Origin of the sequence: Thalassospira sp. MIT121401 (assembly GCF_047125595.1) — a bacterium.
GTDB lineage: Bacteria > Pseudomonadota > Alphaproteobacteria > Rhodospirillales > Thalassospiraceae > Thalassospira > Thalassospira povalilytica.
In genome coordinates, this window is sequence record NZ_CP138926.1 from 2,828,876 (window position 1) to 2,854,884 (window position 26,009).

Annotated in this window: 25 protein-coding genes and 1 riboswitch; of the genes, 3 read left to right on the forward strand and 22 right to left on the reverse strand. The window is 53.8% G+C overall.

Annotation, left to right across the window (positions count from 1 at the left end; genetic code table 11):
- The first annotated feature begins 93 nt into the window (after nt 1-93).
- The gene (locus SIB88_RS13020) at nt 94-957 is read left to right on the forward strand and encodes an ATP-binding protein (RefSeq protein ID WP_068519117.1); all 864 of its coding nucleotides are present in this window, start codon (nt 94-96) and stop codon (nt 955-957) included.
- Between the two features lie 63 nt (nt 958-1,020).
- On the opposite strand, the gene SIB88_RS13025 is transcribed toward SIB88_RS13020, so the two are convergent.
- The 14 genes from SIB88_RS13025 to argS all read right to left on the reverse strand — a co-directional run bounded on the left by SIB88_RS13025 (nt 1,021) and on the right by argS (nt 14,076).
- On the reverse strand, nt 1,021-2,082 hold the full coding sequence (locus tag SIB88_RS13025) for a peptidoglycan DD-metalloendopeptidase family protein (protein WP_412558229.1): 1,062 nt from the start codon (nt 2,080-2,082) through the stop codon (nt 1,021-1,023).
- A gap of 78 nt (nt 2,083-2,160) precedes the next feature.
- Nucleotides 2,161-2,799 (reverse strand): protein-L-isoaspartate(D-aspartate) O-methyltransferase, encoded by a 639-nt coding sequence (locus SIB88_RS13030; protein ID WP_412559410.1) that lies wholly within the window; start codon nt 2,797-2,799, stop codon nt 2,161-2,163.
- An 11-nt stretch (nt 2,800-2,810) separates the two neighbouring features.
- The gene (gene surE / locus SIB88_RS13035) at nt 2,811-3,578 is read right to left on the reverse strand and encodes a 5'/3'-nucleotidase SurE (RefSeq protein ID WP_412558230.1); all 768 of its coding nucleotides are present in this window, start codon (nt 3,576-3,578) and stop codon (nt 2,811-2,813) included.
- Nucleotides 3,579-3,590: 12 nt separating this feature from the next.
- Nucleotides 3,591-4,865 (reverse strand): serine--tRNA ligase, encoded by a 1,275-nt coding sequence (gene serS, locus SIB88_RS13040; RefSeq protein WP_412558231.1) that lies wholly within the window; start codon nt 4,863-4,865, stop codon nt 3,591-3,593.
- Between the two features lie 99 nt (nt 4,866-4,964).
- Nucleotides 4,965-5,939, reverse strand: coding sequence for a twin-arginine translocase subunit TatC (gene tatC, locus SIB88_RS13045; RefSeq protein WP_412559411.1), 975 nt, complete (start codon nt 5,937-5,939; stop codon nt 4,965-4,967).
- A gap of 2 nt (nt 5,940-5,941) precedes the next feature.
- Nucleotides 5,942-6,346, reverse strand: a complete 405-nt coding sequence (gene tatB, locus SIB88_RS13050; RefSeq protein WP_068519122.1) for a Sec-independent protein translocase protein TatB — start codon at nt 6,344-6,346, stop codon at nt 5,942-5,944.
- A gap of 35 nt (nt 6,347-6,381) precedes the next feature.
- On the reverse strand, nt 6,382-6,681 hold the full coding sequence (tatA, locus tag SIB88_RS13055; protein ID WP_318271661.1) for a twin-arginine translocase TatA/TatE family subunit: 300 nt from the start codon (nt 6,679-6,681) through the stop codon (nt 6,382-6,384).
- Nucleotides 6,682-6,786: 105 nt separating this feature from the next.
- Complete coding sequence (locus SIB88_RS13060) at nt 6,787-7,830, reverse strand: ABC transporter ATP-binding protein (RefSeq protein WP_206927566.1); 1,044 nt, start codon at nt 7,828-7,830, stop codon at nt 6,787-6,789.
- 105 nt (nt 7,831-7,935) lie between these two features.
- On the reverse strand, nt 7,936-8,739 hold the full coding sequence (gene scpB, locus SIB88_RS13065) for an SMC-Scp complex subunit ScpB (protein ID WP_228195423.1): 804 nt from the start codon (nt 8,737-8,739) through the stop codon (nt 7,936-7,938).
- 16 nt (nt 8,740-8,755) lie between these two features.
- Complete coding sequence (locus tag SIB88_RS13070) at nt 8,756-9,628, reverse strand: segregation and condensation protein A (RefSeq protein ID WP_412558232.1); 873 nt, start codon at nt 9,626-9,628, stop codon at nt 8,756-8,758.
- A 38-nt stretch (nt 9,629-9,666) separates the two neighbouring features.
- A complete protein-coding gene (locus SIB88_RS13075; RefSeq protein ID WP_412558233.1) occupies nt 9,667-10,350 on the reverse strand; it encodes a site-2 protease family protein in 684 nt (227 codons plus the stop codon).
- The gene (gene nagZ / locus SIB88_RS13080; RefSeq protein ID WP_412558234.1) at nt 10,347-11,417 is read right to left on the reverse strand and encodes a beta-N-acetylhexosaminidase; all 1,071 of its coding nucleotides are present in this window, start codon (nt 11,415-11,417) and stop codon (nt 10,347-10,349) included. Before nagZ ends, SIB88_RS13075 begins: the two co-directional genes overlap by 4 nt.
- Nucleotides 11,404-12,321 (reverse strand): SPOR domain-containing protein, encoded by a 918-nt coding sequence (locus SIB88_RS13085; protein WP_412558235.1) that lies wholly within the window; start codon nt 12,319-12,321, stop codon nt 11,404-11,406. The genes nagZ and SIB88_RS13085 overlap by 14 nt, the downstream gene beginning before the upstream one ends.
- A 3-nt stretch (nt 12,322-12,324) precedes the next feature.
- On the reverse strand, nt 12,325-14,076 hold the full coding sequence (argS, locus tag SIB88_RS13090; protein ID WP_068519130.1) for an arginine--tRNA ligase: 1,752 nt from the start codon (nt 14,074-14,076) through the stop codon (nt 12,325-12,327).
- A gap of 241 nt (nt 14,077-14,317) precedes the next feature.
- On the opposite strand from argS, the gene erpA reads away from it, so the two are divergent.
- Both erpA and xth read left to right on the forward strand, forming a co-directional pair.
- Nucleotides 14,318-14,659, forward strand: coding sequence for an iron-sulfur cluster insertion protein ErpA (gene erpA, locus SIB88_RS13095; protein WP_068519131.1), 342 nt, complete (start codon nt 14,318-14,320; stop codon nt 14,657-14,659).
- A 97-nt stretch (nt 14,660-14,756) separates the two neighbouring features.
- Nucleotides 14,757-15,536, forward strand: a complete 780-nt coding sequence (gene xth / locus SIB88_RS13100) for an exodeoxyribonuclease III (protein ID WP_068519132.1) — start codon at nt 14,757-14,759, stop codon at nt 15,534-15,536.
- 98 nt (nt 15,537-15,634) lie between these two features.
- On the opposite strand, the gene ribB is transcribed toward xth, so the two are convergent.
- The 8 genes from ribB to SIB88_RS13140 form a co-directional block, all read right to left on the reverse strand.
- On the reverse strand, nt 15,635-16,303 hold the full coding sequence (gene ribB, locus SIB88_RS13105) for a 3,4-dihydroxy-2-butanone-4-phosphate synthase (RefSeq protein WP_068519133.1): 669 nt from the start codon (nt 16,301-16,303) through the stop codon (nt 15,635-15,637).
- Nucleotides 16,304-16,436: 133 nt separating this feature from the next.
- A riboswitch (FMN riboswitch) is annotated at nt 16,437-16,589 on the reverse strand.
- A gap of 104 nt (nt 16,590-16,693) precedes the next feature.
- Nucleotides 16,694-17,971: an EAL domain-containing protein gene (locus tag SIB88_RS13110; protein WP_068519134.1), complete on the reverse strand. Its 1,278-nt coding sequence runs from the start codon at nt 17,969-17,971 to the stop codon at nt 16,694-16,696.
- A 57-nt stretch (nt 17,972-18,028) separates the two neighbouring features.
- Nucleotides 18,029-18,874 carry an aminotransferase class IV gene (locus SIB88_RS13115; RefSeq protein WP_233433027.1) on the reverse strand — a complete coding sequence of 282 codons (846 nt, stop codon included), beginning with the start codon at nt 18,872-18,874 and terminating at the stop codon, nt 18,029-18,031.
- A gap of 38 nt (nt 18,875-18,912) precedes the next feature.
- A complete protein-coding gene (locus SIB88_RS13120; protein ID WP_068519136.1) occupies nt 18,913-19,482 on the reverse strand; it encodes an anthranilate synthase component II in 570 nt (189 codons plus the stop codon).
- Nucleotides 19,479-20,882, reverse strand: coding sequence for an aminodeoxychorismate synthase component I (pabB, locus tag SIB88_RS13125; RefSeq protein WP_412558236.1), 1,404 nt, complete (start codon nt 20,880-20,882; stop codon nt 19,479-19,481). The genes SIB88_RS13120 and pabB overlap by 4 nt, the downstream gene beginning before the upstream one ends.
- Nucleotides 20,883-21,084: 202 nt before the next feature.
- Entirely contained in the window at nt 21,085-23,751 is a 2,667-nt protein-coding gene (locus tag SIB88_RS13130) for a valine--tRNA ligase (RefSeq protein WP_412558237.1), read from the reverse strand.
- 90 nt (nt 23,752-23,841) lie between these two features.
- The gene (locus tag SIB88_RS13135; RefSeq protein WP_068519139.1) at nt 23,842-24,471 is read right to left on the reverse strand and encodes a DUF2497 domain-containing protein; all 630 of its coding nucleotides are present in this window, start codon (nt 24,469-24,471) and stop codon (nt 23,842-23,844) included.
- Between the two features lie 121 nt (nt 24,472-24,592).
- The gene (locus SIB88_RS13140; RefSeq protein ID WP_068519140.1) at nt 24,593-25,945 is read right to left on the reverse strand and encodes a TolC family outer membrane protein; all 1,353 of its coding nucleotides are present in this window, start codon (nt 25,943-25,945) and stop codon (nt 24,593-24,595) included.
- Nucleotides 25,946-26,009: the final 64 nt, after the last annotated feature.

Here is a 26,009-nt window from a genome sequence, read left to right on the forward strand (position 1 = left end):
ACGTGCGGGCTTGGTGTCGTGTCATTCGTTTCGGCAACCGGTTTTCCGCAGTCCCTTGTGTCACCAAAAACAACAAACATCCAAGAGGCTTCGATGAGTACGGATTTCGATAAGTTGCTGCCAACGCTTGAACGGATTGCAACAGCACTTGAACGCATGGCCCCACCTGCACGAACCGAAAATGACCTGAGCGCGGCGGACGCCTTTGTATGGCAGGCCGAAACCGGCTATTTGCAGCCGGTGCGCAACGTCAACCGTATCGATATCGAGCTGCTGCAAGGCATCGGCCAGCAAAAGGAAATCCTGTATAACAACACGAAACGTTTTGCAGACGGATTGCCAGCCAACAACGCCCTGTTGTGGGGCGCACGCGGCACGGGCAAAAGCTCCATCGTCAAGGCGATGCACGCTAAAATCAACGCAGAACGTCCGGCCGCCTTGGCCCTGGTGGAGATTCACCGTGAAGACATTCCCAGCCTGCCCGACTTGCTTCACATTCTTGAACAAAGTGGCCGCCGCACGATCCTGTTCTGTGATGACCTGTCATTCGATATGCAGGATGAAAGCTACAAGTCGCTGAAAGCAGTGCTTGAAGGCGGAATTGAAGGCCGTCCCAAGAACGTTATTTTCTATGCCACGTCAAACCGCCGTCACCTTATGGCCCGTGACATGATTGAAAATGAACGTTCAACCGCGATCAACCCGTCCGAAGCGGTTGAGGAAAAGGTTTCACTGTCGGACCGCTTTGGTCTGTGGCTTGGCTTCCACAACATTTCCCAGGACGTCTATTTCGAAATCATCGAAGGCTACGCAAAGGAATTCAACCTCGATATGCCGGTTGAAGAACTGCACGCACGGGCCAAGGAATGGACCGTTACCCGCGGCAGCCGTTCGGGCCGCGTTGCATGGCAGTTTATTCAGGAAATTGCCGGTGAACTTGGCAAGTCGCTCGACTAAGCCGGTGCACAAGCGCTTTGGTGCCACATCAAAAAACACCCGGATCTTTGTCCGGGTGTTTTGCTATCTGGAAACCATGACGCTTGGCAGATATTTCAACGGGTCTGATGACTTGCGCCCGTTGCGAACTTCAAAATGAAGCTGCGGGAATGTCACAGCGCCGGTTGTGCCGACACTTGAGATCCGCTGCCCACGTTCAACAACATCGCCGCGCGCCACCAGCGGGTTTTCGGTATGGGCATAGGCCGTGACAAAATTGTCAGCATGCTTGATCAGGATCAGGTTCCCGAAACCGCGCAACTCGTTCCCGACATAGGTCACAACACCATTTTCGGCTGCAAGGATTGGCGTCCCGCGATTGGCCTGAATGTTGATCCCGTCATTAAACAGACCACCCGCGCCAGCCCCGTATTTCAGGACCACCTTCCCTTGCACCGGCCAGATGAATCCTTTGCGATCGGCCGGCTCGGCAATCACCACATTCTTGCGAGTGTCGCTTCCTTCACCGGCAACCGGTGTCGGTCGGGTATCTGTGACCCAACTGCGTGTGGATGCGATTTCGCGCTGTGCATCCGCGGCAAAATCTTGCGGTTTGATCCCGGGTGTTGGAATATTCCCGCCTTCTCTGGGGGCAACACGGGCGACCTGTGTTTGAACAGTCGATCGTGACGCTGAGGACGAAGTGTCTTTTTCAAGCGGGATGCTGACCACCTGTCTTTGACCGCCAATCGTTACTGTTTTCGTCGGCGACGACGTTGATGTGCGTGATGCGACGCTGGTTGGCGGCGAGCTGTCATAATCTGGCGTCCATGGCGGCAATACAAGCCGCTGGCCTGGATAGATGACATAGGGTTTTCTTAGGTTGTTCCGGGCAGCAAACTGGGTAAAGTCCGTGCGATACCGGGTTGCCAGTTCGGATACCGTATCGCCGGGTTCCACAGTAATCACCCGTTCTCCGTTTTGGAGTTTGGGCATGCTATAGGGGCTGTAGCTTGCCCCGTCGCCATAAACCACCGGCACAGGGACGGAATTCAGCAAACAGCCACTCAGCGCCGCGCTTGTCGCACAGACAAGCAGCAGTCGTTTTCCGCTATGAACAGCAAATTTGACACAATTTTCCATCATGTTAACGATTGTCTGCGAACAGCCGTTAACAATCGGTAAGCAAGCTTGTGATTTGACCCGATATTCGGTGAATTTGTTCTAGAATTCTTCTGTGCCGGGCAACATCGGGACAAAGCGCACCGGCATCAATTCGGTGACTTCAACCCCGCTTGGGGTGCGCAACACACGCAACAGCAGTTGCGTATGTGACACTTCACCCACCGGCACCACCATGATCCCGCCAACAGCAAGCTGATCAACCAATACCGGCGGCACATCCTGGGCCGCAGCCGTGACAATGATACGATCAAACGGTGCCTGGTTTTTCCAGCCAAGTCCCCCGTCACCATGAAGAGTGGAAATGGTGTGCAAGCCAAGCGCACGGAACTGTTCTTCTGCCTGACGCAAAAGCGGCTTGTGCCGTTCAAGTGTATAAACACGGCGCGCCAGCTTGGCCAGAATTGCGGCCTGGTATCCGGATCCGGTGCCGACTTCAAGAACCTTCATACGGTCATTAAGCTCAAGCGCCTGCGTCATCAATGCCACGATGTAGGGCTGCGAAATCGTTTGGCCCTTGCTGATCGGAAGAGCCACATTTTCCCAAGCACGATCAACAAACGGCTCGGCAACAAATGACTCGCGCGGGACTTCCGCCAATGCACGCAAAACTGCCTCGTCATGAATGCCGTCATGGCGAAGCATCTGAAGCAAATCGGCTATTTTTGATTCACGTGTAATGACCGGCTCGTTCACGGGAAAGCTTTCGTCAGGTTGTCAAAAGTCTCGTAATGGGTGAAATCAAGGCTGATCGGGGTGACCGAAATATTGCCCTGTTCAATCACGCGCAGATCAGCAGACGGATCTTCCGGCAATTCCGACCGGATGGCACCGATCCAGTAATATGGTTCACCACGCGGATCAAGACGTTCGGCAATATGATCGCCGATCTTGCGCTGTCCCTGCTTGGAAATCTTGACCGAAGCACCGCCGGGTGCCTCGTACTCGGGGAAGTTGACGTTGATCAGAACACCTTTGGGCCAGGTATTTTTGACCAGTGTTGCTGCAACATCCTTCAGATATTTTTCCGCGATGGTCCAGTCGATCATCTCGCCGGAAAAATACTGGGAAAATGCGATGGCCGGAACATTCAGCAATGTTGCTTCCATCGCGGCTGCGACGGTTCCCGAATAGGTCACGTCTTCGCCAAGGTTTCCGCCGCGGTTAATACCGGAAAGAACAATGGCTGGCGGGCTGTCACGCATTACCTGCTGCAAGCCCAGAAGAACGCAGTCTGTCGGCGTGCCATCGACGGCAAAATGGCGTTCATCGCGCTTGTGAATGCGCAAAGGACGGCGCAGGGTCAATGAATGACCTGCGCCGCTTTGTTCGATTGACGGAGCGATGACCCAGACGTCATCGGAGAATTCCCGCGCAAGACGTTCAAGCAGCTTGATCCCCGGTGCATCAATGCCGTCATCATTGCTGATCAGGATACGTGCGTTGGTCAGATCAATCATGCCGGTTTTGCCTTAGCGCGGGGAAATAACCTCGAGACCGCCCATATAGGGCTTGAGCGCGTCCGGAACCCGGATCGAACCGTCTGCCTGCTGATAGTTTTCCATCACTGCAATCAGGCAACGTCCAACCGCAAGCCCAGAACCGTTCAATGTATGGACAAACTGAGTTTTCTTGTCGCCAGCGGCACGATAGCGGGCATTCATGCGGCGCGCCTGGAAGTCACGGGTGTTCGAACATGACGAAATTTCGCGATAACGTCCCTGCCCGGGCAACCAGACTTCGATGTCATAGGTCTTGCATGCCGAGAACCCGATATCGCCGGTGCACAGGATGACCGTACGGTACGGCAGACCAAGGCGTTCAAGGACTGTTTCCGCACAGCGTGTCTTGCGAGTCAGTTCTTCGTCAGACTTTTCTGCCTCGACGATCGACACCATTTCGACCTTTGAAAACTGATGCTGACGGATCATGCCACGGGTATCACGGCCAGCCGACCCTGCTTCGGAACGGAAGCATTGCGTCAGCGCGGTATAGCGCAGCGGCAATTTTGCCTGATCAATGATGTCGCCGGCAACCTGATTGGTCAAGGTGACTTCCGATGTCGGAATCAGCCAGTAATCATTGGTGGTTTTAAACGAATCCTCGGCGAATTTCGGCAACTGTCCGGTGCCGAACATGGCGTCATCACGCACCAGCATCGGCGTTACGGTTTCTTCGTAACCGTGTTCGGTGGTGTGAAGGTCAATCATGAACTGTGCCAAAGCACGTTCAAGCTTTGCCAGACCGCCACGCAAAATGACAAACCGCGACCCCGACAGTTTTGCTGCGGTTTCGAAGTCCATCATGCCAAGCTTTTCGCCAATTTCGAAATGCTCAAGCGGCTTGAAATCGAATTCTGCCGGTGTGCCCCAGCGATTCACTTCGACATTGTCATCTTCGTTATCGCCAACCGGTACTTCCGGATCAAGAATATTGGCAAAGGATGACAGCAACAGATCAAGCTGCTCGTTCAGGGCGGCCTGCCCGTCTTCGGCTTCCTTGATCTTGTCTTTGAGCGTGCCCATTTCGGCCATCAGGTCGTCGGCATTCTCGCCTTTCTTGCGAAGCATGCCGATCTCGCCGGAAATGGCCTTGCGGCGCGCCAGCATTTCCTGATGTTCTGTCATCAGTTTGCGGCGCTCGACGTCGATATTCATCAGACGTTCCGCTGTAATTTCCTGTTTGCGTGCAGCCATTGCTGCGTCAAAAGCCTCGGGATTTTCCCGAATCCATTTAATGTCGTGCATCGAACAGCACCCTGTCAGTCAAATATTTGTGGCTTTATACGATGGGGTGAACACAAGGTCCACCCCACCAAATCAGACGTTTCGGGATCACAATTCCAACTAGCGCGCGTTATTGAAATCGTCTTCACCATCATCACGTTGCGATGGTCCCGCAATTTGAGAGGAAGGCTTTGCTGATGACGTGTCTGTCAAGGATGCCTGACCGTCATCATAAGATGCCGCGGCGGCCGCCTGCTCATCCACACTGTCATCTGTGCCTTCTTGCGCATTTTCGGACGTCTCATCTTCTGACGGATCATCTTCATCGTCGCCGTCATCTTCGGCCGCCTGACGCTTCTTGCGCTCGGAAATCCGCGCCATGACGATCGAAATTTCATAAAGAATAATGATCGGTATGCCGAGACCAACCTGGGAAATCAGATCAGGCGGGGTCAAAATTGCTGCAAACACAAACGCGATCACAACCGCATATTTGCGTCGCCGTGCCAGTCCGTCGGCCGTAACAATGCCCGCGCGTGCCATAAGTGTAAGCAAAACAGGCAACTGGAAGCAAAGTCCGAACGCAAAAATCAGCTTCATGACCAGCGACAGATACTCGCCCACCTTGGCTTCAAGCTGAATGGCAAGTCCCGATCCGTCGCCCGCATGCTCGAAACTCAGGAAGAATTTCCAGGCAAGTGGCATGATGAAGTAATAAACAAGCGCCCCGCCCATCAGGAACAGAACCGGGGTCGCAAACAGGAACGGCAAAAATGCCGACCGTTCGTTTTTATAAAGCCCCGGGGCGACAAAGGCCCACAATTGCCCCAGAAATACCGGTGCAGAAACAAAACAGGCCGCAAAGAAGGACACTTTGACATAGGTGAAGAACACTTCTGTCAGCGCCGTATAGATCATGCGGCGATCCGGGCCCATCTCGTTTGCCAGTGGCCTGACGAGGAAACCGTAAATGTCCTCGACGAAATAATAGCAAACCGCAAAGGTAATAAACAAAGCCAGAACCGCCCAAGTAAGGCGGTTCCGCAGCTCTATCAGATGCTCCATGATTGGCATCTGTTTGTCATGCGATTGCATGTTCACGCCTGGCTCTCCGGGTGGTCGTTCTTTTTGCTCTCTCCAGCCGCAGATTTGGCAACAGGCTTTTCGGCATCCGCTTTGGGTTCAGACTTAGTGTCTGCCTTGGCATCGGCCGGTTTTGCCTTGGTGTCTTTTGCCTTCTCGTCGCCTTTGGGAGCGCCAATGCTTTTTTCCAGGAAGTCGGATCCACTGGTCGGCGCACTGCTGACCTGCTTGCGCAGATCATCGAGTTCGGCCTCGCGGATGATGTCATCAATGCCACTTTGGAACTCGCGCGCCATGCCACGCACTTTTTTCCAGTAGCCCGCCAACTTGTAAAGAAGATGAGGAAGCTCTTTGGGGCCGACGACGAACAACGCGACGACGGCCACAAGAGCCATTTCGGTCCAGCCGATATCAAACATTTGACACGCCTATCTGAAGGAAATCCGACAGACGATCAGGATTTCACGGAATCCTTGTCTTTGCTCTCGGATGAAACCGATGCAGAGGTCGTGTTTTCAATGGTCTTGGCCGATGCGGCTGCATCTTCTTCTTTTTCGTTGATGCCCGCTTTGAAGCTCTTGATGCCTTTGCCCATGTCACCCATCACTTTCGGCAATTTACCAGCACCGAAGATGATCAGGACAATCGCAAGAATCAGAACGATTTGCCAAACGCCAATACCCATAACTTCAATCTCCAAAGATCCATTCTGCCTTCCGGCGATATGCTCGGATAATGGCAGAAAGCCCCCCACTGTGCAATGCGACGGTTGGGTTAATAACCGTGATCACATACACCTGTTAATTATACCTGATCCGACAGCCTGCCTTGATTTTTGTCAACCCGGCAGTTCGTCTTATCACGACATAGGAAACACGAAGGTCATCTCGGGATCAAGCGTTATAGCGACAGATTTCTGATTTAATGTCGAAAAACGCCGCGGCACGCGGGCATGGATATGACCGCCGGAATGCAGGGTAAGGTGCATCAGATTGACCTCGCCCAGGGCGCGCACGGCATCAACATTGGCCAGAATGTCATGACCGTTGACCGCATCACCGATATGAAGCCCTTCGGGCCGGATCAGCACATCAACATCCGTGCCATCCGCAAGGCCGACATCATCAAGCACCCCGACCGGGGTTTTCACACTGCCATTGGCAACAACGGACGGAAAATGGTTCACTTCACCAAAGAAGGACGCGACAAACCTGCTTTCAGGACGGAAATAAAGGGTTTCCGGCGTGCCGTCCTGCATGATCTGGCCTTCATTCATGATGATGATGCGGTCCGCCATATACATGGCTTCCTGCGGATCATGGGTGACCATCACCGTCGCAATACCGGCATTTTTCAAAACGTGTAGTGTCGTATCGCGCAAGTCAGCACGACGCGCGACATCGAGTCCGGAAAACGGTTCATCAAGCAACATGATACGCGGTGTGGGTGCCAATGCCCGCGCCAGCGCAATGCGTTGCTGTTGGCCACCTGACAATTCATGCGGGAAGGCATGTTCGTAGTCGGACATACCGACCTGATCAAGCGCCCTTTTGACAGCAACCGACCGATCCTGTTCGGAAAAATGACGCAGCCCAAAGGCGATGTTTTTCGCAACATTCAAATGGGGAAACAGGGCGTAATCCTGAAAGACCATGCCAACCCCGCGCTTTTCGGGTTCGACATATTCACCGGGGCGTGCAACCACCTGATCACTGACCGAAATCTCGCCGACCTGTAATTTTTCAAGTCCGGCGGCAAGTCGAAGTGCGGTCGTTTTCCCACAGCCCGACGGTCCCAGCAGACAGACTAATTCCCCAGGGGCGACATCGAAACTGATATCCCGCAGCACCCGGTTTTTCCCGAACATGTGCGAGACGTTCGACATCTTAAGGCCGTCGGTCATTCAAATTCTCTTCTTGTTGCAGTGGCCATGCACCCAAAGATGCAAATGATTGGCGAAATCTTTCTGAAATTTAAGGTCCCCGCCCGCAGGATGCAAGCAGATGGATCAATTCAGATCATCATCCGGAGAATCAACATCATCAGCAGGTGACTTGCTGGCTGAACGTTCCGCATCATCAAGCAGGTTGGGATTGTCGGAATAAATCGTTTCATCAAGATCTTCGAGGTTGCGCGTCGTAAGCGCCTCCTCAACGACCGCATCGGTCACTTCGCCATCATCGACCAGATCTGGCAATACATCGTCATCAGAGCTTGCGCCGTAACGCCCCATACCCGGACGACTGTCAAGCAACCCGGCAGCCTTGAGATCGGCAAGCCCTGGCAAATCATCGCGACTTTCCAGACCAAAATGATCAAGAAAATCATCAGTTGTCGCCCACAGAACCGGACGGCCCGGCACACGTTTACGCCCGCGCGGACGGATCCAGCGCGCTTCAAGTAAGATATCAAGCGTGCCCTTGGACAAGGCGACGCCACGAATTTCTTCGATTTCCGAACGGGTTACCGGCTCGTGATAGGCAATGATCGCCAGCGTCTCGAGCGTCGCGCGCGTCATTTTTTTGGCTTTTTCGACTTCAATATGAAGGTCACCGGCAAGATCGACAGCGGTTCGGAATGCCCATTTCTCCCCGACGCGATTGAGGTTAATTCCCCGCGCGGCATAGGTTTCCGACAAGGTCGCCAGAATGGCCGATACGTCCGTACCTTCTGGCAGTCGGGCGGCAATTACGCGTTCGCTGACCGGGTCGGCTGATGCAAACAGGACGGCCTCGACAATACGGACATGTTGGAAATCAATGTCGGGTGCTGTTTCAACGCCCTGGATTTCAAGCTGTGCGTCATTGCTCATCAAATATCCCTGCCCCTCAATCCGGAATCAAATCGTCGTCTGACGCAATTGGTCTGTCCATATCCCCGTCACGGCGCTTTTGCGGCGAGCGCAACAAAATCGGCCCGAAGACTTCTTCTTGCGAAATTTCAAGTTCACCATCGCGACACATTTCAAGGCTGGCGACGAAATGCGCGGCCAGTGCCGATCGCGCCTTCAAAGGTGATCCAAGGCCGCGTGGCATGAATTCAAGCAATTTGGTCCATGTCGGCACGACGCGTCGACCAAACAGATCACGCAGGCGCTGAATGGCATCATCCATCGCATAAAGGTCGAATGCCTCGATTTCCAGCGTCTTGCTTTCGGATGTCAGCATGATGCGTGCATATGACTTCAACAGATCATAAAGCGACGCGTCATAGACAGACGCCGTAGTGACCCGCACTTCTTCCGGGGCGCCGCGCGCGAAAAAGTCACGGCCAAGGTTTGGACGTTCAAGCAACTTTTCGCCCGCGGCCTTCATTGCCTCAAGCCGTTTGAGCTGGAAGGCAAGGAGCTCTGCCATTTCTTCGGCACTGAGCTCTTCGTCGTCATTTTCCTGCTTGGGCAGCAGCAACCGCGATTTCAGATAGGCAAGCCAGGCCGCCATCACCAGATAGTCTGCCGCCAGTTCAAGACGCAAACCCTGTGCGGTTCTGATAAATTCAAGATATTGTTCGGCCAGCGCAAGGATCGAAATCTTGATGATGTCGACTTTCTGGTCGCGCGCAAGTTCAAGCAGAACATCAAGCGGGCCTTCAAACCCGTCAAGATCAAGGATCAGGCGTTCGGCAAGGCTCGGCCCGGCTTCGTCGACGGGCTTCTTGTCAAACACCTCGTCCGGGATTTCCAATTCGAATTGGTCTGCCATCTGTCCCTGACTGTCCCCTGTCCTTCGCTGATCCTGTATCAGGCGAAAATATTTGCCAGAAGCCGCACCAGCGCATTGGCCGGTTCAAGCACCAGCCAATGAAAAATCGGCAGGTCAACCCCAAGCTTGCTGGTCACGTATGGCAGCAAAAAGACCAAGCCGATCAAAATGATCATGCCGGTTTTTTCCATACGCGCCAAGACCCGTGCAACCGGCATCGGGGAAACCGCCGTCAGAACCCGCCCGCCATCAAGCGGCGGGATCGGCAACATATTGAAAACCGCCAGAATGCAGTTCAGCCAAATCGATTGGTTAAGCGTGGTACCAAGCCATTGATTGATTGATGGCGAAAAGTCGGGCAACCACACCAGAAGAAGGATCGAGATAATGGCAAGCAACACATTCGTTGCCGGACCGGCAACCGCAACGCCAATGATGCCCAGCCGTTGTGGATGCAGGCGATGAAATGCCACCGGAACCGGCTTGGCATAGCCAAACAGGAATGGTGCGGCCGTTATCAGTAAAAGCCCCGGGATCAAAATGGTGCCGACCGGATCAATATGCCGGATCGGGTTAAGGCTAAGTCGTCCCATCCGCTGCGCGGTATCATCCCCGAACAGCTTGGCGGCAAACCCGTGTGCGGCCTCGTGCAACGTCACCGCCAGCAAAACCGGAATGACCCAGGTTGATGCCGATACAATCAATTCAACAATGTCGTTCACTTGGCTGTGTCCTCGGCCTGCCAAACCGGTGCAAGCAAGTCCGCCAACCGGACCCGCCAATCCATCACCTGTGTCGATGACGGCACGTCGGGTTTGAATGCGGCAATCTGGTTGGTAAATGTTTGCGCGCGAACCAATCCCGCACCGGACAGCAGCGGTGCCATGGAAACCACTTCTTCCATCTCGGTCCGTTTGCCGTTGCAATGAAGCGCAATATCACATCCGGCATGCAAACATTCATGGGTGCGGCTGGCAATCGACCCGCCAAGGGCCTCCATGGACAAATCATCGCTGATCAACAGATTTTCAAACCCGATTTCGGTTCTGATGACATCATTGATGACCTTCGGGGAAACTGTCCCCAGTCGCTGATCGTCGATCGCTGTAAACAGCAAATGCGCCGACATGGCCGCCAGCACATCTTTCATCTGTACGAACGGCGCGAAATCAAGCTGGCTTAGCGTGTCGTGCGATGCCGATACGACCGGCAGGTCCTTGTGGCTGTCAACAGCGGCCCGACCATGTCCGGGAATATGTTTGATTACGGGCGCGATTGCACCGTCAAGCAAGCCTGCCGCAACCGCACTGGCCAGTGTAACCACCTTTGTGACATCTGCGCCGTATGAACGGTCGCCGACAACGTCACTCATGCCAGGGAACCGCAAATCAAGAACCGGTGCGCAGGTAGTGTTAAAGCCCGCTTCCCGCAGATCCATTGCCATCAGACGTGCATTGATATAGGCCGCCTCGCGCGCGTCTTCGGGGTTTCGATCAAACAGTTCCCCAAACACGCCCGCCGCGGGTATTTTGCGCCAATGTGGCGGCTTCAGACGCATGACGCGCCCGCCTTCCTGATCGACAAAGATCGGAATATTGCTGTTTCCAACCGTATCACGCAATGCAGACGTCAAAGCACGGATCTGGTTGCGATCTTCGACATTGCGGGCAAACAGAATAAAGCCATAGGGATCAGCTTCGCGGAAGAATCCCTTTTCCCAGTTGCTTAACTCGGTTCCGGCAACACCCAGAATACAGGCGCGCGGTTTTTTGACTTCAAGGCCGGACAATGAGGCACCCCACATTGCGTTGTTTCAGATCACCACACAGCTTTTCTGCCGCAGCTGCATCGGCCAATGGCCCTGCCTGCAAGCGATAGAATACGCCCTTGTCACCAAGATCCGTACGCTGCACGAACATCTGAAGACTACCAAGCAAGTCTTTGTTTTTCGATGATAATCTTTTCCATTCGGCAGCCGCGCCATTTTCATCGCGCACCGAAGCCAGTTGAATGCGAAAATCATTCGTCGAAACCGCGTTTGCCGATGCTGGCGTGTCGCCAGACGCTGGTTTGGCAGGTGCTGCTGTGTTTTCGCGCGCGGTCGCTGCGGCGATTGCTTTTTGCGCATCTGTCAATTCCGGCTCGGAAATTTCTGGCGCATTTACGCTTGGCTCTGCCGCGGGGGCGTCATTTGTTTGCGCTACGTCCTTGGACGCAGACACTGCGTTCCCTTCGACAGTCGGGCTATCGCCGCCCTCGCCCGTCTCTGATTGCGCATTGTCGGCGACGGGGTCCTCAACGGTCTCACCGGTCGCAGGCTGGGATCTCGTGACTTCCGGTGCACGCGGCATATCGGGAAGTTCCTGCAAAACCACATTCGCATCGGGATCGACGTCATTGAGTTGATCATAAACCGTGGTGTTGCGATGTGGCACTTCCATCCCCCCGGGATCATCGGGGCGGATTTTGATCGGCGACGGGTCAGGCAAAAGGATTGGCAATTTGCCATCATCCTGGATCGGCTGGCCCTGATGATAGAACCAGTACCCGGCACTGCCAAGCCCGCCTGCCACCACAGCCAGACCGAAGAACACGGTAATCGCCCCTTTTAGCATGCTTTTGCGCGCTGGCTTTTCAGCCCGATAGTGGGGTGCGCGTTCTGCATGAAGGCCACGGCCGTGTTCTTCGTTCATATCTTACATCTCCTCGACAGGCTTGACGCCAAGCACCTCAAGACCCGATGCGATCACGGTCGCAACCGCACGGATCATTGCAAGACGCGCCAGAGTCGCTGCCAGATCATCCGCAACGATGAAGCGCAGCGCCGTGTTGTCACGTCCCTTGTTCCACAATGCATGGAATTCTGCTGCAATTTCTGTCAGGAAAAAGGCAATTCGATGCGGCTCGTGCGCGACGGCAGCCTGTTCAACAATACGCGGCCATTCCGCCATACGACGGACCAGAAGTTTTTCTTCGTCACTGGAAAGCTGGCTCAGATCCGCATTGATCAAGGATTCCGGCGAGAAGTCCTGATCGGGGAATGCTTCGGCAGCCTGACGGAACACCGAATTCACCCGTGCATGGGCATATTGCACATAAAATACCGGGTTGTCTTTTGACTGCTCGGTCACCTTGGCAAAGTCGAACTCAAGTGCTGCGTCGTTTTTACGGGTCAGCATGATGAACCGCACGACATCCTTGCCAACACGTTCGACGACGTCACGCAGGGTGACGAACGTGCCGGCACGTTTGGACATTTTTACCGGCTCGCCATTGTCAAACAGACTGACCAACTGACACAGTTTGACGTCAAGGTCGCCCTCGCCGCCGGTGATCGCCTTGGTTGCGGCCTTCATGCGTTTGACATAGCCACCGTGATCGGCACCGAAAATGTCGATCATCAGGTTGAAGCCGCGCTCATACTTGTCAAAGTGATAGGCAATATCGGATGCAAAATAGGTCCAGCTGCCATCCGACTTTTTAAGCGGACGGTCAACATCATCCCCAAAATCGGTCGCACGGAACAATGTTTGCGGACGCGGTTCCCAATCGTCGGGTTTCTTGCCTTTCGGCGGTTCAAGAACACCGACATAGATGTCGCCTTTTTTCTCAAGATGTTCGAAAGCCGCCTGAACCTTGCCGGCTTTAACCAACCCATCTTCGGATGTGAACACGTCATGAGAAACGCCAAGAAGACGCAGGTCTTCCTTGATCAGGGCCATCATTTCGACGATGGCAAAAGCGCGGAATTCCTCAAGCCATTCTTCTTCGGGTGCATTTACCCACTTGTCGCCATCACGCTTTGCCATTTTCTGGCCCGGCTCGACCAGGTAGTCGCCCGGATACAGACCTTGCGGGATTTCGCCGATATCTTCGCCAAGCGCCTCGCGGTAACGCAGATGCAGGGACCGGGCAAGAACATCAACCTGTGCGCCAGCATCGTTGGTGTAATATTCCTTGGTGACCGCATAGCCGGCCTTGGCCAGCAGGTTTGCCAGAACGTCGCCGACAACAGCGCCACGGCAATGCCCGACATGCATCGGCCCGGTCGGGTTTGCCGAAACATATTCGACATTGATCTTTTCGCCTTTGCCCAGATCACTCTGACCGTACGCGGTCCCGAGTTCGAGCACCTTGGAAACCTGTGACAACCAAAAGCGGTCCGCCATTCGCAGGTTGATAAAGCCCGGCCCGGCGATTTCGACATTTTCGATGTGGTCGATCTCGCGCAATTTTTCAGCAAGCTTTTCAGCAAGATCACGCGGTTTCATACCAGCGGCCTTTGACAGCAACATGGCGGCATTGGTGGCCGCATCCCCATGAGACGCATCGCGCGGCGGTTCCACCGTCACACGAGAAGTGTCGCTTCCGGCGGGAAGAACACCATCTTTTTCAAGGGCGAGAAGCTGGTTCTCGATGTCGCTTTTCAACAGGCTGAAAACATTCATGACTTTGAACTTTGCATTTTCTGGTTTTGACCCAGCGGGCCTTTTGACTGGCGCCTGTTTTGAGCCATTTCGCCCCAAAACGCAAGTCACCCTTGATTAGAGTGATTACAGGTTTTGACATTTCAGCCATGCGCGCTAAATAGTGACTTAAATACTGCGATCTGACCGTGCTATTATAACGCCATAAGATCGGAACTATTCCTGCCCGTTTGCGGGCAGGTCTAAGACCAAGGAGTGTTGAATGACCGAAGCTTCACGGCAAGTTCAAATGACTGAAAGTGCTGCGAAACGTATTCAGGAACTGATCGCATCGGAAGGTGCGGCAAACACCATGCTGCGCTTGCAGGTTTCTGGCGGCGGTTGCAGTGGTTTTCAGTATGAGTTCTCGCTGGACTCTGACACCACGGACGAAGACTGCATCTTCGAAAATTACGGTGCAAAAATGGTGATTGACGAAGTATCGCTTGATCTTCTGGGCGGTGCCGAAATCGATTTCGTCCGTGAAATGGTCGGGTCAGCTTTCCGTGTGAACAACCCGAACGCCACATCGTCTTGCGGCTGCGGATCAAGTTTCTCAATTTGATCCGGATCGAAAAAACGATTTATAAAACGGGGTCCGTTACTTTCGGACCCCGTTTTGTTTGAAAAACAACCTGACACTCAAAAGAACCGAGGCCCGAATGAAAATCGCCACATGGAACGTCAACTCGATCAAGGCCCGTCTGCCCAACATTCTCGAATGGCTGCGCGACGCGAAACCTGATGTGGTTCTGTTGCAAGAAACCAAGACAGTTGATGAAGCCTTTCCGGCGATGGAGATCGAAGATCTTGGTTACAACATCGCGATCCATGGCCAAAAGACCTATAACGGCGTTGCCATTCTGTCGAAATATCCGATCGAGGATGTCGAACGCGGTCTTCCGGGTAATGATGATGACGAACAGGCGCGCTATATCGAAGCCACTGTTTGTGCGCCCCGCCCTGTTCGGGTGGCATCCATTTATGTCCCGATGGGAACCGCGGTCGGGGATGAGAAATTTGATTACAAGCTCAACTTCCTCGATCGACTGATCAAGCGTTTTGAAAAAATCCGCGCCAGTGGCGAAGCCGCCGTCATGGGGGGCGACTACAATATCGCACCGGATGATGCCGACGTTTACGATCCGATCAAATTGCGTGAAACCGTCCTTTGCACCACCGTTGAACGCAAACGGCTGCGCACGATGATGAATATGGGCTTTACCGACGCTTTCCGGACATTCAACCCGAAAGGACACCAGTATAGCTGGTGGGATTACCGTGCGGGAGCCTGGAACAAGGATAATGGTCTTCGCATTGACCACCTGTTGCTGACCCCGGCTGCCGCTGATCGCCTGAGCGCGTCCGATATTGATCGCGACCCGCGTGGCAAGGAAAAGGCATCCGACCACACCCCGGTCTGGTGCATGATTGATGACTGATCGCGGGGAATATACCCCCGAAAAATCAAAGGGCAGCGTATTTCACGCTGCCCTTTTTGTATCTGGCTCAAAGCCCGAAAACGGGCTTTTGTGTCGTTTTATTCTGCAGCCTGCTGCATCGCGGTGCGATAGGCAACAATATCTTCGATGCTGATCACAACCAGGTCATGGGACCGGGCATATTCGATCAGCTCAGGAAGACGCGCCATGGTGCCGTCCGGATTGGTGACTTCGCAAAGAACGCCGGCCGGCTTCAAACCTGCCAGGCGCATCAGATCGACCGTTCCCTCGGTATGGCCGCGCCGTTCCAGAACACCACCGGCACGCGCACGCAGCGGGAAAACATGCCCCGGACGCGCAAGATCAGACGGCTTTGCATCATCGGCAATGGCGGTCTTGACCGTGGTCACGCGATCGGCGGCAGACACACCGGTGGTGACCCCGACTTTGGCTTCGATGGTAACGGTAAAGCCCGTTCCCATGCTTGATGTATTGGTCGCGACCATCGGTGGCAGATCAAGCGCCGTTGCCTTTTCATCGGTCAGGCACAGGCAAACAATGCCGCTGCAATCGCGAATAAGCATCGCCATCTGTTCATTGGTCAGATTTTCTGCGGAAAAGATAAGATCGCCTTCATTTTCGCGATCTTCATCATCAACAACCAGAACGCCCTTTCCTTCACGCAAATCAGCAAGCGCACGTTCCATGCGTTCATGCGGATCGCCAAAGATCGAAAGACCTGATTGTGGTTCAATACTCTGATTCATAACCGTCCTCTACGGATGGGGCTTACGAACCAGGGCAACAAAGAAAGGCCCGCTTTATGGCATATTGCCACATCGCGGTCGCAGGCAGACGCCAAAACAGTCACGCAAATGCGTTCTTGCCCTGTACGTCACGCTTTATCCTCTCCCATCCGGACTATTACCGTCGGCCCCGGAATTTCACCGGATCTGCTGACCCCGAAGATCGTTTGATCGTCGGGCGCTCGCGGGCTTCCCAGAAATCTGGATTACCGCCGGTCGGGATTTACACCCTGCCCTGAGAATAAGCGCCGTGTTTTAACGACATAGCCAATCATGATTGATCAGCTGCGGGCACTTTATGAAAGCACCACGCGGTTGTCAAACATCTAAAAAGCGATGGAAATCTTTGATTTAAACCTCGGCAAGCCGTTTTCCGCTTCGGAAATGGAAGTTGCAGCCATTCTTGCGCGCTTCGCGTGGCGCCCACTGACATACCGCACAACGTTTGTCGGTTGACCGCCGTTTTGATTTGCATTCCCGGTGCAAATAGGATCCCAGCATCGCATCAATATAGCTGCCCTGGAACACTTCAACGCCAAGACTTCGTCCCATGCGCAAGGCCGTTCGGCTGTCACATCGTGTCAGAATAAGACTTCTTTCGACAAACAGGCTCGCAAATTCACGCAGACGTTCGGCGACTTCTGTACGCCGCGATCCGATGATGTTCTGATCCCAGATCACCTTGATGAAATCGACATTCATCTTGCGCGGTGACAGAAACTCCAGCGCAGGCAATGTGATCCGGTCCAGACCGACTTCGATCCCCGACGAATGCAGGAACTCACAGGCATCTTCAAATTCCCACCAGTTGGCAATGGCGTTTTCCATCGAAAATTCGATCGCCATGTTTTTGATCAGCTTGCCATCGTCATGATTGACGAATTCGGCAAAAGTGTCGCTCAAAACAGTTTGCACCCGCATGTTAAGATGCAGCTTGTCGGGCAGGATCGACGGCGCGATCGTCCGTGTCACTTCCATTACTTTTTCGTCAAGCACCCGCGACAGGATTTCAAGTTCGCCCGGCCCTTCAAGTAAAAAGCTGGCAAGGTGGTGCTGGCGCAAATAATCAAGCGAACAATAGATTTCATGACCAAGGATCTGCCGACGGGTGTCATCGAAACTCAGGATCGCTTGACGCCGGCAGGAGTCAAACACAGCTTCTGTGGTGATCGCGCCGCGCAGCATTTCTGACATATCGAAACGCGCCCAGCCATCCCCCATCAGCCGTTCTGATAGCGGAATACCAAGCAATTGGCCCAGTCGTTCGTCATCTTCGGGCCAACGAAAACGGCTCCACAGATTTTTGGGAATCGTGCCAAGGCCTTGCCGTTCGATCACTTCTTCAAGTGTTTCGCGGACATGCTCGACAAAACTGGAATCGTCTTCGGTCCATTTTGTGCCGCGCACACAGGCCACCATCCCGTTTTCAAGACGGTGGATCTGTGTGTTTTCGGGCAAGTGGTGAAAAGCATCACGGCTGATTGCCTGATAATCTTCGGCCCCCAGGCGCAAATCTGGCGGGATGTTCAGAACACCCAAATGCGGCGTTTTACCATTGGCCGCGTTTTTGCGCAGTCCTTCGATAAACCGGTTAAGTGTCAGTGCGGGTTTTGTGGTTTGGGCGGTCATAGGCAATCCTGTAACAGGTCATTGCCCATGATCATGCAGATGCAGGGTTAATTTACCCTAAAGAACTATACTTTCGCATAGCGATGTTTCCACCGTTTGAGCAAGTTCTGCAAAGAATGTCATTGCCGGTACACCGATCACAAGACCGTCCACCATATCAACAACCCGCAATCCCTGAAGGGCATTCGCTGTAAAAATAGCATCGAATTCTTTGAGCATATCGGGTGTTTTGGCTTCAAATTCAACGTCTCGGCCGGTTTCTTCGGCCCATTCCAAAATGAAATCACGCGCCAGCCCGCACAGAATTCCGGTATCCTCATCCGGTGTCCAAAGAGTTTCACCCTTGATCCCGAAAATATTGGCAACCGTTGTTTCGGCAACATTGCCGTCCGAAGACAAAATCAAGGCATCGTCACCGCCATATGATTGCGCTTCCTGTTTGGCTGCAATGTTATCAAGGTAATTGATGCTTTTGATCCCGCCCGCAACCGAATGCGCGTTGCGACGTACCTTCTGGGACGTAAACAGCTTCATCCCGACTGCCGGTTCGACGGGTTCAAACGGTGAAACGGTAATCAGGATGGTCGGGTCCGGATCGGCCGGCGGCAAAAGCCCCCGTTCCCCGGAACCGCGCGACACCGTCAGGCGCACGACCGCATCCTTGCGATGAATCTGTTCAAACAGGGTGGAAACCACATTCGCCACTTCATCGGTTGCCGGCAACAGATCAACCGGAAACTCGATTTGTTCAGCGTGATAGTCCAGGCGCTCCATATGGGCATCGATCCAGGCGATCTTGCCTTCGTGGGCGCGCATGGTTTCAAAAAAGCCGTCACCCAGCAAAAATCCGCGATCCGTTACCGGGATAGATGCCTCGTCAAGGTCACGAAAGCTCCCGTTCATCCATACCTGCATCACGCCGTCCCTTCTGTTTTTGTGCCTTATGAAGAAGCCCGCTTCAGGAAGTTTGCCAACAAATCATGTCCTTGCTCGGTCAATACGGCTTCCGGATGGAACTGTACACCAAACAACGGAAAATCTTTATGTGCAAACGCCATGATCTCACCTTCGGGGCCACGGGCCAGTTCAATCAGACTTCCATCTTCAGGCAATTCAACGATTAAGGAGTGATAACGCGTTACTTGCAAAGGATTCTTTAATCCCGAAAACAATTCCGTACCACTGTGATGGATTTCAGATGTCATTCCGTGCACGGGGCGCTTGGCACGTTTGACCTTGCCGCCAAAAACCTGGGCGATTGACTGATGCCCAAGACAAACCCCCAACATCGGATACTCCGATTTCAGCGTATCAATCAGTGTCAGGCTGTTGCCTGCTTCATCCGGCCCACATGGACCGGGCGAAAAGATGATGGCGTCGGGATGCAGTTTGCGGACCTGGTTTGGACCAATTTCATCGTTACGGACCACAATGACATTGTGACCGAGTTCCTCGATATAGCGGGCCAGATTGAAAACAAATGAATCGTAATTATCAATCAGAAGGATCATGACACGACATCCTGCCCATCGATCCCGAACAGCTCGAACATCTTGGTCGCCTTGACCAGTGTTTCTTCATATTCAAGTGCCGGGTCACTATCAGCAACAATGCCGCCGCCAACATTGAACGCCATGCGCCCGCCATTCACACATAGCGAACGAATGGCGATATTTGTATCCATGCTGCCATCAAACCCGATAAACCCGATCGCACCGCAATAGGCCCCGCGCGTTGTCTGTTCCAGTTCGGTGATGATTTCCATTGCCCGGATTTTCGGGGCACCCGTGATCGATCCGCCCGGGAAACTTGCCTTCAAAAGGTCAACCGCTGTTTTGCCGTCACGCAATTCACCGGTGACCGTCGAAACAAGGTGATGCACGTTCGCATAACTTTCCAAGGCACAGATTGCTGGCGTATGAACGGAATGCGGTTTGCAGACCTTTGACAGATCGTTGCGCAATAGATCAACAATCATAATGTTTTCTGCGCGGTCCTTTGGGGATCGCATTAATTGCTGTGCAAGTTCCGCATCGCTGAGCGGGGTTTCTCCGCGTGGTCGCGTTCCCTTGATCGGTTTGGTTTCAACCTGTCCTTCGGCTACTTTAAGGAACCGTTCCGGCGAGTTCGATAGAACTGCAAATTCACCAAAATTCAAAAAGGCCCCAAATGGCGCGGAACTGATATCGCGCAGGCGCCGATAAAGCCCGAACCGTTCAGGGATGGCATCACGCGGATATTCCGCCCGGATGCTTTGCGACAGGTTTGCCTGGAAAATGTCGCCGGCAAAAATGTAATCAATGACCTGTTGCACACTGGTTTCAAACCCGGCGCGGTCAAAATTTGACGTCCATTTCCGGATCGCTGGCGCATGCGGAACACCCGGGCTTTCATGCAGCGGTCTGGCAAGACGCAAATATTTGCGCAGCAACCCCATGCGTTCTTCTGCACGTTGCGCGCGTGCCGCCCCGATACGTTCCGGCATACCCGTTGAAATCAGCCACATCTTGCGATCTTCCTGATCAAAGGCAATCACAAGATCATAGATGCCGATCGCCATATCAGGCATGCCCAGCCAGTCATCGGCGGCCTTGGGCAGGGTTTCGGTCTGATGGGCCAGCTCGTATCCGAAATATCCGACGGCCCCACCCTGAAACGGTGGCAAATCATCACGTCTGGTTTGCGGATAACGCGCCAGAAGATCCCCCAGCACATCAAACGGATTTCCGGGAAACGGAAACCCGTCCAGGGTGACCTGACCATTTTTCGCCGTCAGCTTATGAAGCGGCGACACAACGATATAGGAAAAGCGATCCCGATCGGCAGAATCAAGGAAATGACTGTCCGCATAAGGCGCAAATGCACCATACGCATCGACAGGCTCAATATAGGGGCATTCTTCAATCAGCATTCAAAACGCATTCGTTCGGGAAATACGATCAATGTCCGGCAAATGGTCGGACATCAATTCCGGCACGTGGCAGGGAATGGAAATTTACGCGATTCGCATCCCGTCCGGTGAAAAATTTGCGTCACTTTCGATTAAACAGCGGTCCCAAATGAAAAAGGCCAACCGCTGTGGCTGGCCTTTGACATTCAACAAAACCGCATGATTACATCGAAGCAATCCGGTCATAGGCCTCTGTCAGTTTTGCCAGAGTATCGCGGGCTTCCTCAAGTTTGGCCTTTTCGGTCGCAACGATATGTTCGGGCGCGCGACTGACGAATTTCTCGTTCGACAGTTTGCCTTCCTGTGCCTTGATGTATTTCGTTTTGTCCTGCATTTCCTTTTCGAGACGCGATTTTTCCGCCGCGACATCGATAAAGTCCGCAACCGAAACGAAGACAGCAACACCATCGACAACGGTCTGGATTGCGCCCTTGGCGATGGCTTCGACATCGCCCTGCCCCTTAAAGGCAATATCGGCGACACGTGCCAGACGTTTGACCTGCGCTTCCTGTGCGGTGACCGCCGCTTTCATCGCGTCGGTCGCATCAACAAGATAGATAGGCACTTCTGCGGCCGGCGGAACATTCATTTCAGAACGAACACCACGAATGTTGCCAATCAGACGAATGGCGAGATCAACCTCGGCTTCGGCCGCGCGATCAATCAAGGATTCATCAAATTGCGGATAGCTTTCCGAAATCAGCATCTTGCTGCGGTTCTCGGAAATCTTTTCCCAAAGTTCCTCGGTGATATAGGGCATTACCGGATGCAAGATCAGAAGGATCTGATCAAGAACCCATGCGGTAACGGCACGGATTTCTGCTTTGGCTTCCTCGTCCTGTCCCATCAGAACCGGCTTTGCCAGTTCCAGATACCAGTCACAGAATGAACCCCAAACGAACTGGTAGGCGCTGCTTGCCGCATCGTTGAAGCGATAGGTCTCGATCCCCGTCCCGACAGCCTTGGCGGCCTCGACGGTTTTTCCGACAATCCAGCGCGCAAGGGTGGATTTGACCGATGCCGGGTCAAAGCCTTCGACCGGCTTGCATTCGTTCATTTCCGCAAAGCGTGCCGCGTTCCAAAGCTTGGTCGCGAAGTTGCGATACCCTTCAACGCGTGATGCCGCAAGCTTGATGTCACGGCCCTGTGCGGCAAGCGCGGTCAGGGTAAAGCGCAGCGCATCACAGCCATACTCGTCGATAATTTCCAGCGGGTCGATCACATTGCCCTTGGATTTTGACATCTTCTGCCCGTTTTCATCACGGACCAGCGCATGGATATAAATATCCTTGAACGGAATTTTACCGTCCATGAAATGCATGCCCATCATGATCATGCGGGCAACCCAGAAGAAGATGATGTCAAACCCGGTAACCAGAACATCACCCGGATAATATTTACCAAGTTCCGGGGTCTTTTCCGGCCATCCAAGGGTCGAAAACGGCCACAAGGCAGATGAGAACCACGTATCAAGAACGTCGGTTTCCTGCGTCAGTTCGACATCCTTGCCGTAATGTGCTTTGGCTGCGGCAATTGCTTCTTCTTCGGTTTCCTCGACGAAAATCTCGCCATCCGGACCGAACCAGGCCGGGATGCGATGCCCCCACCAAAGCTGACGGGAAATGCACCATGGCTGGATGTTGCGCATCCACTCGAAATAGGTGTTTTCCCAGTTTTTCGGAACAAAGCGGATCCGGCCATCTTCGACCGCCTCGGTCGCCGGTTTTGCCAGCACTTCGGCATTCACGAACCACTGATCGGTCAGATACGGCTCGATCACAACGTTGGAACGATCACCATAGGGAACCATGTGAACGGTATCTTCGATCTTCTCAAGAAGACCCAGTTCGTCCATCTTGGCCACGATCTGCTTGCGGGCTTCGAACCGGTCAAGACCCCGGTACTCTTCCGGCGCATTGTCATTGACGCGCGCATGGTCATCCATGATATTGATCTGATCAAGACCACCACGTTTACCGACTTCAAAGTCATTGAAATCGTGCGCCGGGGTGATTTTCACCGCACCCGACCCTTTTTCCGGATCGGCATATTCATCGGCAACGATTTTGATGCGGCGCCCGACGATCGGCAGAATGCAATACTGCCCGATCAGGTCCTTGTAACGCTCATCATCTGGATGAACTGCAACACCGGTATCGCCAAGCATGGTTTCCGGGCGTGTGGTGGCAACGGTGATGAATTCGCCGTCGCGGCCTTCGATCGGATATTTGAAGTGCCAGTAATGGCCTTTGACCTCTTTCTGAACAACTTCAAGATCCGAAATCGCGGTCAGCAGTTTCGGGTCCCAGTTGACCAGACGTTTGTCACGGTAAATCAGACCTTGCTTGTGCAGGGTAACGAACACCTTGCGGACCGCTGCCGAAAGGCCTTCGTCCATGGTAAACCGTTCGCGGTCCCAATCCGGGGATGCGCCAAGGCGACGCAGCTGATTGGTAATGGTCCCGCCTGACTTTTCTTTCCACTCCCACACCTTTTCCACGAATTTTTCGCGGCCAAGGTCATGGCGTGTGACATTCTGTTCACCCAACTGGCGCTCAACGACCATCTGGGTCGCGATGCCGGCATGGTCGGTGCCGGGCTGCCAAAGGGTATCCTTGCCATTCATCCGGTTGTACCGGATCAGGATATCCTGAAGCGTGAAAGTAAGCGCATGCCCCATATGGAGGCTGCCGGTCACGTTGGGCGGCGGCATCATTATGACATAGGGATTGGCGCTTGACGCCGTATCGCAGGCAAAGGCCCCCGATTTTTCCCATTTATCGTAAAGTCTGCCTTCCACTTCGGCCGGGCTGTAGGTCTTCTCCAACATGGTCTTTTGATCCGCTGCGGGTTTAATCAATCATACAAAGAAAAAGCGGCGCACCCCGGGCGCGCCGCTTCAAATCAACTATCGGCTCGCCTACAGGTCTTCGGCGCGGTTCACAATCCGCTCGATTTCCTTCTTCACAAGGCGTTCGATCATATAGGGCAGGTTTTCGTCAAGCCATTCCTTAAGCAACGGACGCAACATATCACGTACCAGATCTTCAAGGGTGGCATGTCCTGCATTGATGCCAAGCGCAACTGCGCGTTTCTTTGCAACAGCTTGCGCCAGTTCCGAGATGGTGCCGGTCGCCGAGGATTCCGTCATGTTCGAAATCAGCGGTTCGTCATCATCATCGTCATAAAGTGCCGGCATCGCCGGTTCAGGCTCGGGTTCCGGTTCCGGCTCGTCGAATTCGTCTTCTAACGGTTCCGGGTCATCCTCAAGCGGAGTCTCATCGAAATCGAGCATGTCATCAAGTTCGAGCTCTTCTTCAGGCTCGTCGAGTTCAAGCTCTTCCGGTTCATCGTCGAACTCAAGTTCTTCGGGTTCATCGTCAAGAACGAGTTCGTCAATTTCTTCTTCCGGTTCCGGCTCGGGTTCTGGCTCGGGCTCAGGTTCCGGCTCGGGTTCTGGCGTCGGTTCGGGTTCAGGAGCGGCTTCCTGTTTTTCTTCGTCCCCCTCATCTGCAAGAATCTTGCGGATGGACTGGAGGATATCCTCCATTGAAGGTTCTTGTTGCCCGTCACTCATAATTAAAATTCCGCACTAGTGTCATTTAACCAGACCGATCCGAAAGCGCGCTCAGGACAGGATGACGACCACCCTGCCCTGAACATTCAAAAGGTCAGTCTGTTCCCCACCACTGGTCCTTGACTTTATTGTAGTTGGACTCAGTGTCGTAAACTTCGACCGGCAGGCCGAGGACCTGCGCATTAAGCGCGCCCATTGCGGCCTTGACCTGGAATTCGGCGACTGCCGCGTCACGGCGCGATCCGACAAGATCGACACGTGCCTGTAACAGTTCCTGTTCCTGATCAAGGACATCAAGAACAGTACGCGAACCGACAGATGCTTCGCGCTGAACACCGTCCAGGGCGACTTCCGCCGAAGATACCTGTGCCTGCTGGGACTCAATGCTTGCACGTGCCGTCACAAGGGTTTCCCAGGCACTGGTTGCATTTTCAATCACAGCACGGCGTGCTTCATCAACCTGGATCCGCGCCTGACCTGCGGTCTGCTTGGCAGCACGAACGCCAGAGAAAACAGCGCCCTTCTGATAAAGCGGCACGGATACCGATGCGATGATATCGGCGCTATCGGCAGTGAAATCTTCGGTCGACCCTTCATGGGCACGTTCGACACCTGCCGACAGGTTTACTTCCGGATAAAGCGACCCTTCATTCAGACGTATGTCCGACTGGGCAGCTTCTTCGGTATAAAGTGCCTGCAATACGTCCGGATGCTGACCCTGCGCGATCGAAAGAACATCAGTCACACTGGTCGGCAGACCTGCAAGCGGGTTCGGAATCTCGAGATCGGTCGGCGGATTGCCAACCAGTCGCTCATACTGTGCACGCGTATTGGCAAGTGCACCCTGGGCTGAAATCAGATCGGCCTTCGCACCGGCAAGGCGCGCCTCGGCCTGCGAGACGTCCGTACGGGTTACTTCACCAACGGCAAAACGGTCGCGGGTTGCTTCAAGCTGACGCTCAAGCACGCGAACGTTGTTCTGGTTCAGTTCGACAACGGCCGTGTCACGCAGAACATTGAAATAGGCTGTCGCGACCTGCAACATCACATCCTGTTCGGTTGAACGAAGTGCCGCACGCGCTGCCTTGATACGGGCTTCTGCGCGTTCGGTCTGGGCTGTCGTACGACCACCACGATACAGCGGCTGGGTAACGTTCAGACCAACAGTATAAGGTGTCAGACTGTTTTCCGTTTCCGATCCGTTGACCTCGGTATTGTATTCACGGAAACCGGCATCACCAGAAAGCGTAACACTCGGACGCCAGTTTGACAGCGCTGCCGAAATCTCTTCGTCAGTCGAACGCAAAGACGCACGACCCGCTTCGAGTGTCGGGTTGCTCTGATATGCCTTGATGAGAGCGTCCTCAAGACTTTCTGCAGATGCGCCACCAGCGACCAATCCGCCGGTCGCCAGAATACTGCAGGTCAGCAAGAACCGTTTTATCATTTATCTACCCTTGTAAAATCCTACACCAAGTCCCGACCCCGGCGCAGTTTCACGTATGGTAACG

What these genes read in the sequence shown, in the direction of transcription:
- SIB88_RS13020 (WP_068519117.1), top strand. Translation starts at nt 94, where the DNA reads ATGAGTACGGATTTCGATAAGTTGCTGCCAACGCTTGAACGGATTGCA.
- SIB88_RS13025 (WP_412558229.1), bottom strand. Translation starts at nt 2,082, where the DNA reads ATGATGGAAAATTGTGTCAAATTTGCTGTTCATAGCGGAAAACGACTG.
- surE (WP_412558230.1), bottom strand. Translation starts at nt 3,578, where the DNA reads ATGATTGATCTGACCAACGCACGTATCCTGATCAGCAATGATGACGGC.
- serS (WP_412558231.1), bottom strand. Translation starts at nt 4,865, where the DNA reads ATGCACGACATTAAATGGATTCGGGAAAATCCCGAGGCTTTTGACGCA.
- tatC (WP_412559411.1), bottom strand. Translation starts at nt 5,939, where the DNA reads ATGCAATCGCATGACAAACAGATGCCAATCATGGAGCATCTGATAGAG.
- tatB (WP_068519122.1), bottom strand. Translation starts at nt 6,346, where the DNA reads ATGTTTGATATCGGCTGGACCGAAATGGCTCTTGTGGCCGTCGTCGCG.
- SIB88_RS13060 (WP_206927566.1), bottom strand. Translation starts at nt 7,830, where the DNA reads ATGACCGACGGCCTTAAGATGTCGAACGTCTCGCACATGTTCGGGAAA.
- scpB (WP_228195423.1), bottom strand. Translation starts at nt 8,739, where the DNA reads ATGAGCAATGACGCACAGCTTGAAATCCAGGGCGTTGAAACAGCACCC.
- SIB88_RS13070 (WP_412558232.1), bottom strand. Translation starts at nt 9,628, where the DNA reads ATGGCAGACCAATTCGAATTGGAAATCCCGGACGAGGTGTTTGACAAG.
- SIB88_RS13085 (WP_412558235.1), bottom strand. Translation starts at nt 12,321, where the DNA reads ATGAACGAAGAACACGGCCGTGGCCTTCATGCAGAACGCGCACCCCAC.
- argS (WP_068519130.1), bottom strand. Translation starts at nt 14,076, where the DNA reads ATGAATGTTTTCAGCCTGTTGAAAAGCGACATCGAGAACCAGCTTCTC.
- erpA (WP_068519131.1), top strand. Translation starts at nt 14,318, where the DNA reads ATGACCGAAGCTTCACGGCAAGTTCAAATGACTGAAAGTGCTGCGAAA.
- xth (WP_068519132.1), top strand. Translation starts at nt 14,757, where the DNA reads ATGAAAATCGCCACATGGAACGTCAACTCGATCAAGGCCCGTCTGCCC.
- ribB (WP_068519133.1), bottom strand. Translation starts at nt 16,303, where the DNA reads ATGAATCAGAGTATTGAACCACAATCAGGTCTTTCGATCTTTGGCGAT.
- SIB88_RS13110 (WP_068519134.1), bottom strand. Translation starts at nt 17,971, where the DNA reads ATGACCGCCCAAACCACAAAACCCGCACTGACACTTAACCGGTTTATC.
- SIB88_RS13115 (WP_233433027.1), bottom strand. Translation starts at nt 18,874, where the DNA reads ATGAACGGGAGCTTTCGTGACCTTGACGAGGCATCTATCCCGGTAACG.
- SIB88_RS13120 (WP_068519136.1), bottom strand. Translation starts at nt 19,482, where the DNA reads ATGATCCTTCTGATTGATAATTACGATTCATTTGTTTTCAATCTGGCC.
- pabB (WP_412558236.1), bottom strand. Translation starts at nt 20,882, where the DNA reads ATGCTGATTGAAGAATGCCCCTATATTGAGCCTGTCGATGCGTATGGT.
- SIB88_RS13130 (WP_412558237.1), bottom strand. Translation starts at nt 23,751, where the DNA reads ATGTTGGAGAAGACCTACAGCCCGGCCGAAGTGGAAGGCAGACTTTAC.
- SIB88_RS13135 (WP_068519139.1), bottom strand. Translation starts at nt 24,471, where the DNA reads ATGGAGGATATCCTCCAGTCCATCCGCAAGATTCTTGCAGATGAGGGG.
- SIB88_RS13140 (WP_068519140.1), bottom strand. Translation starts at nt 25,945, where the DNA reads ATGATAAAACGGTTCTTGCTGACCTGCAGTATTCTGGCGACCGGCGGA.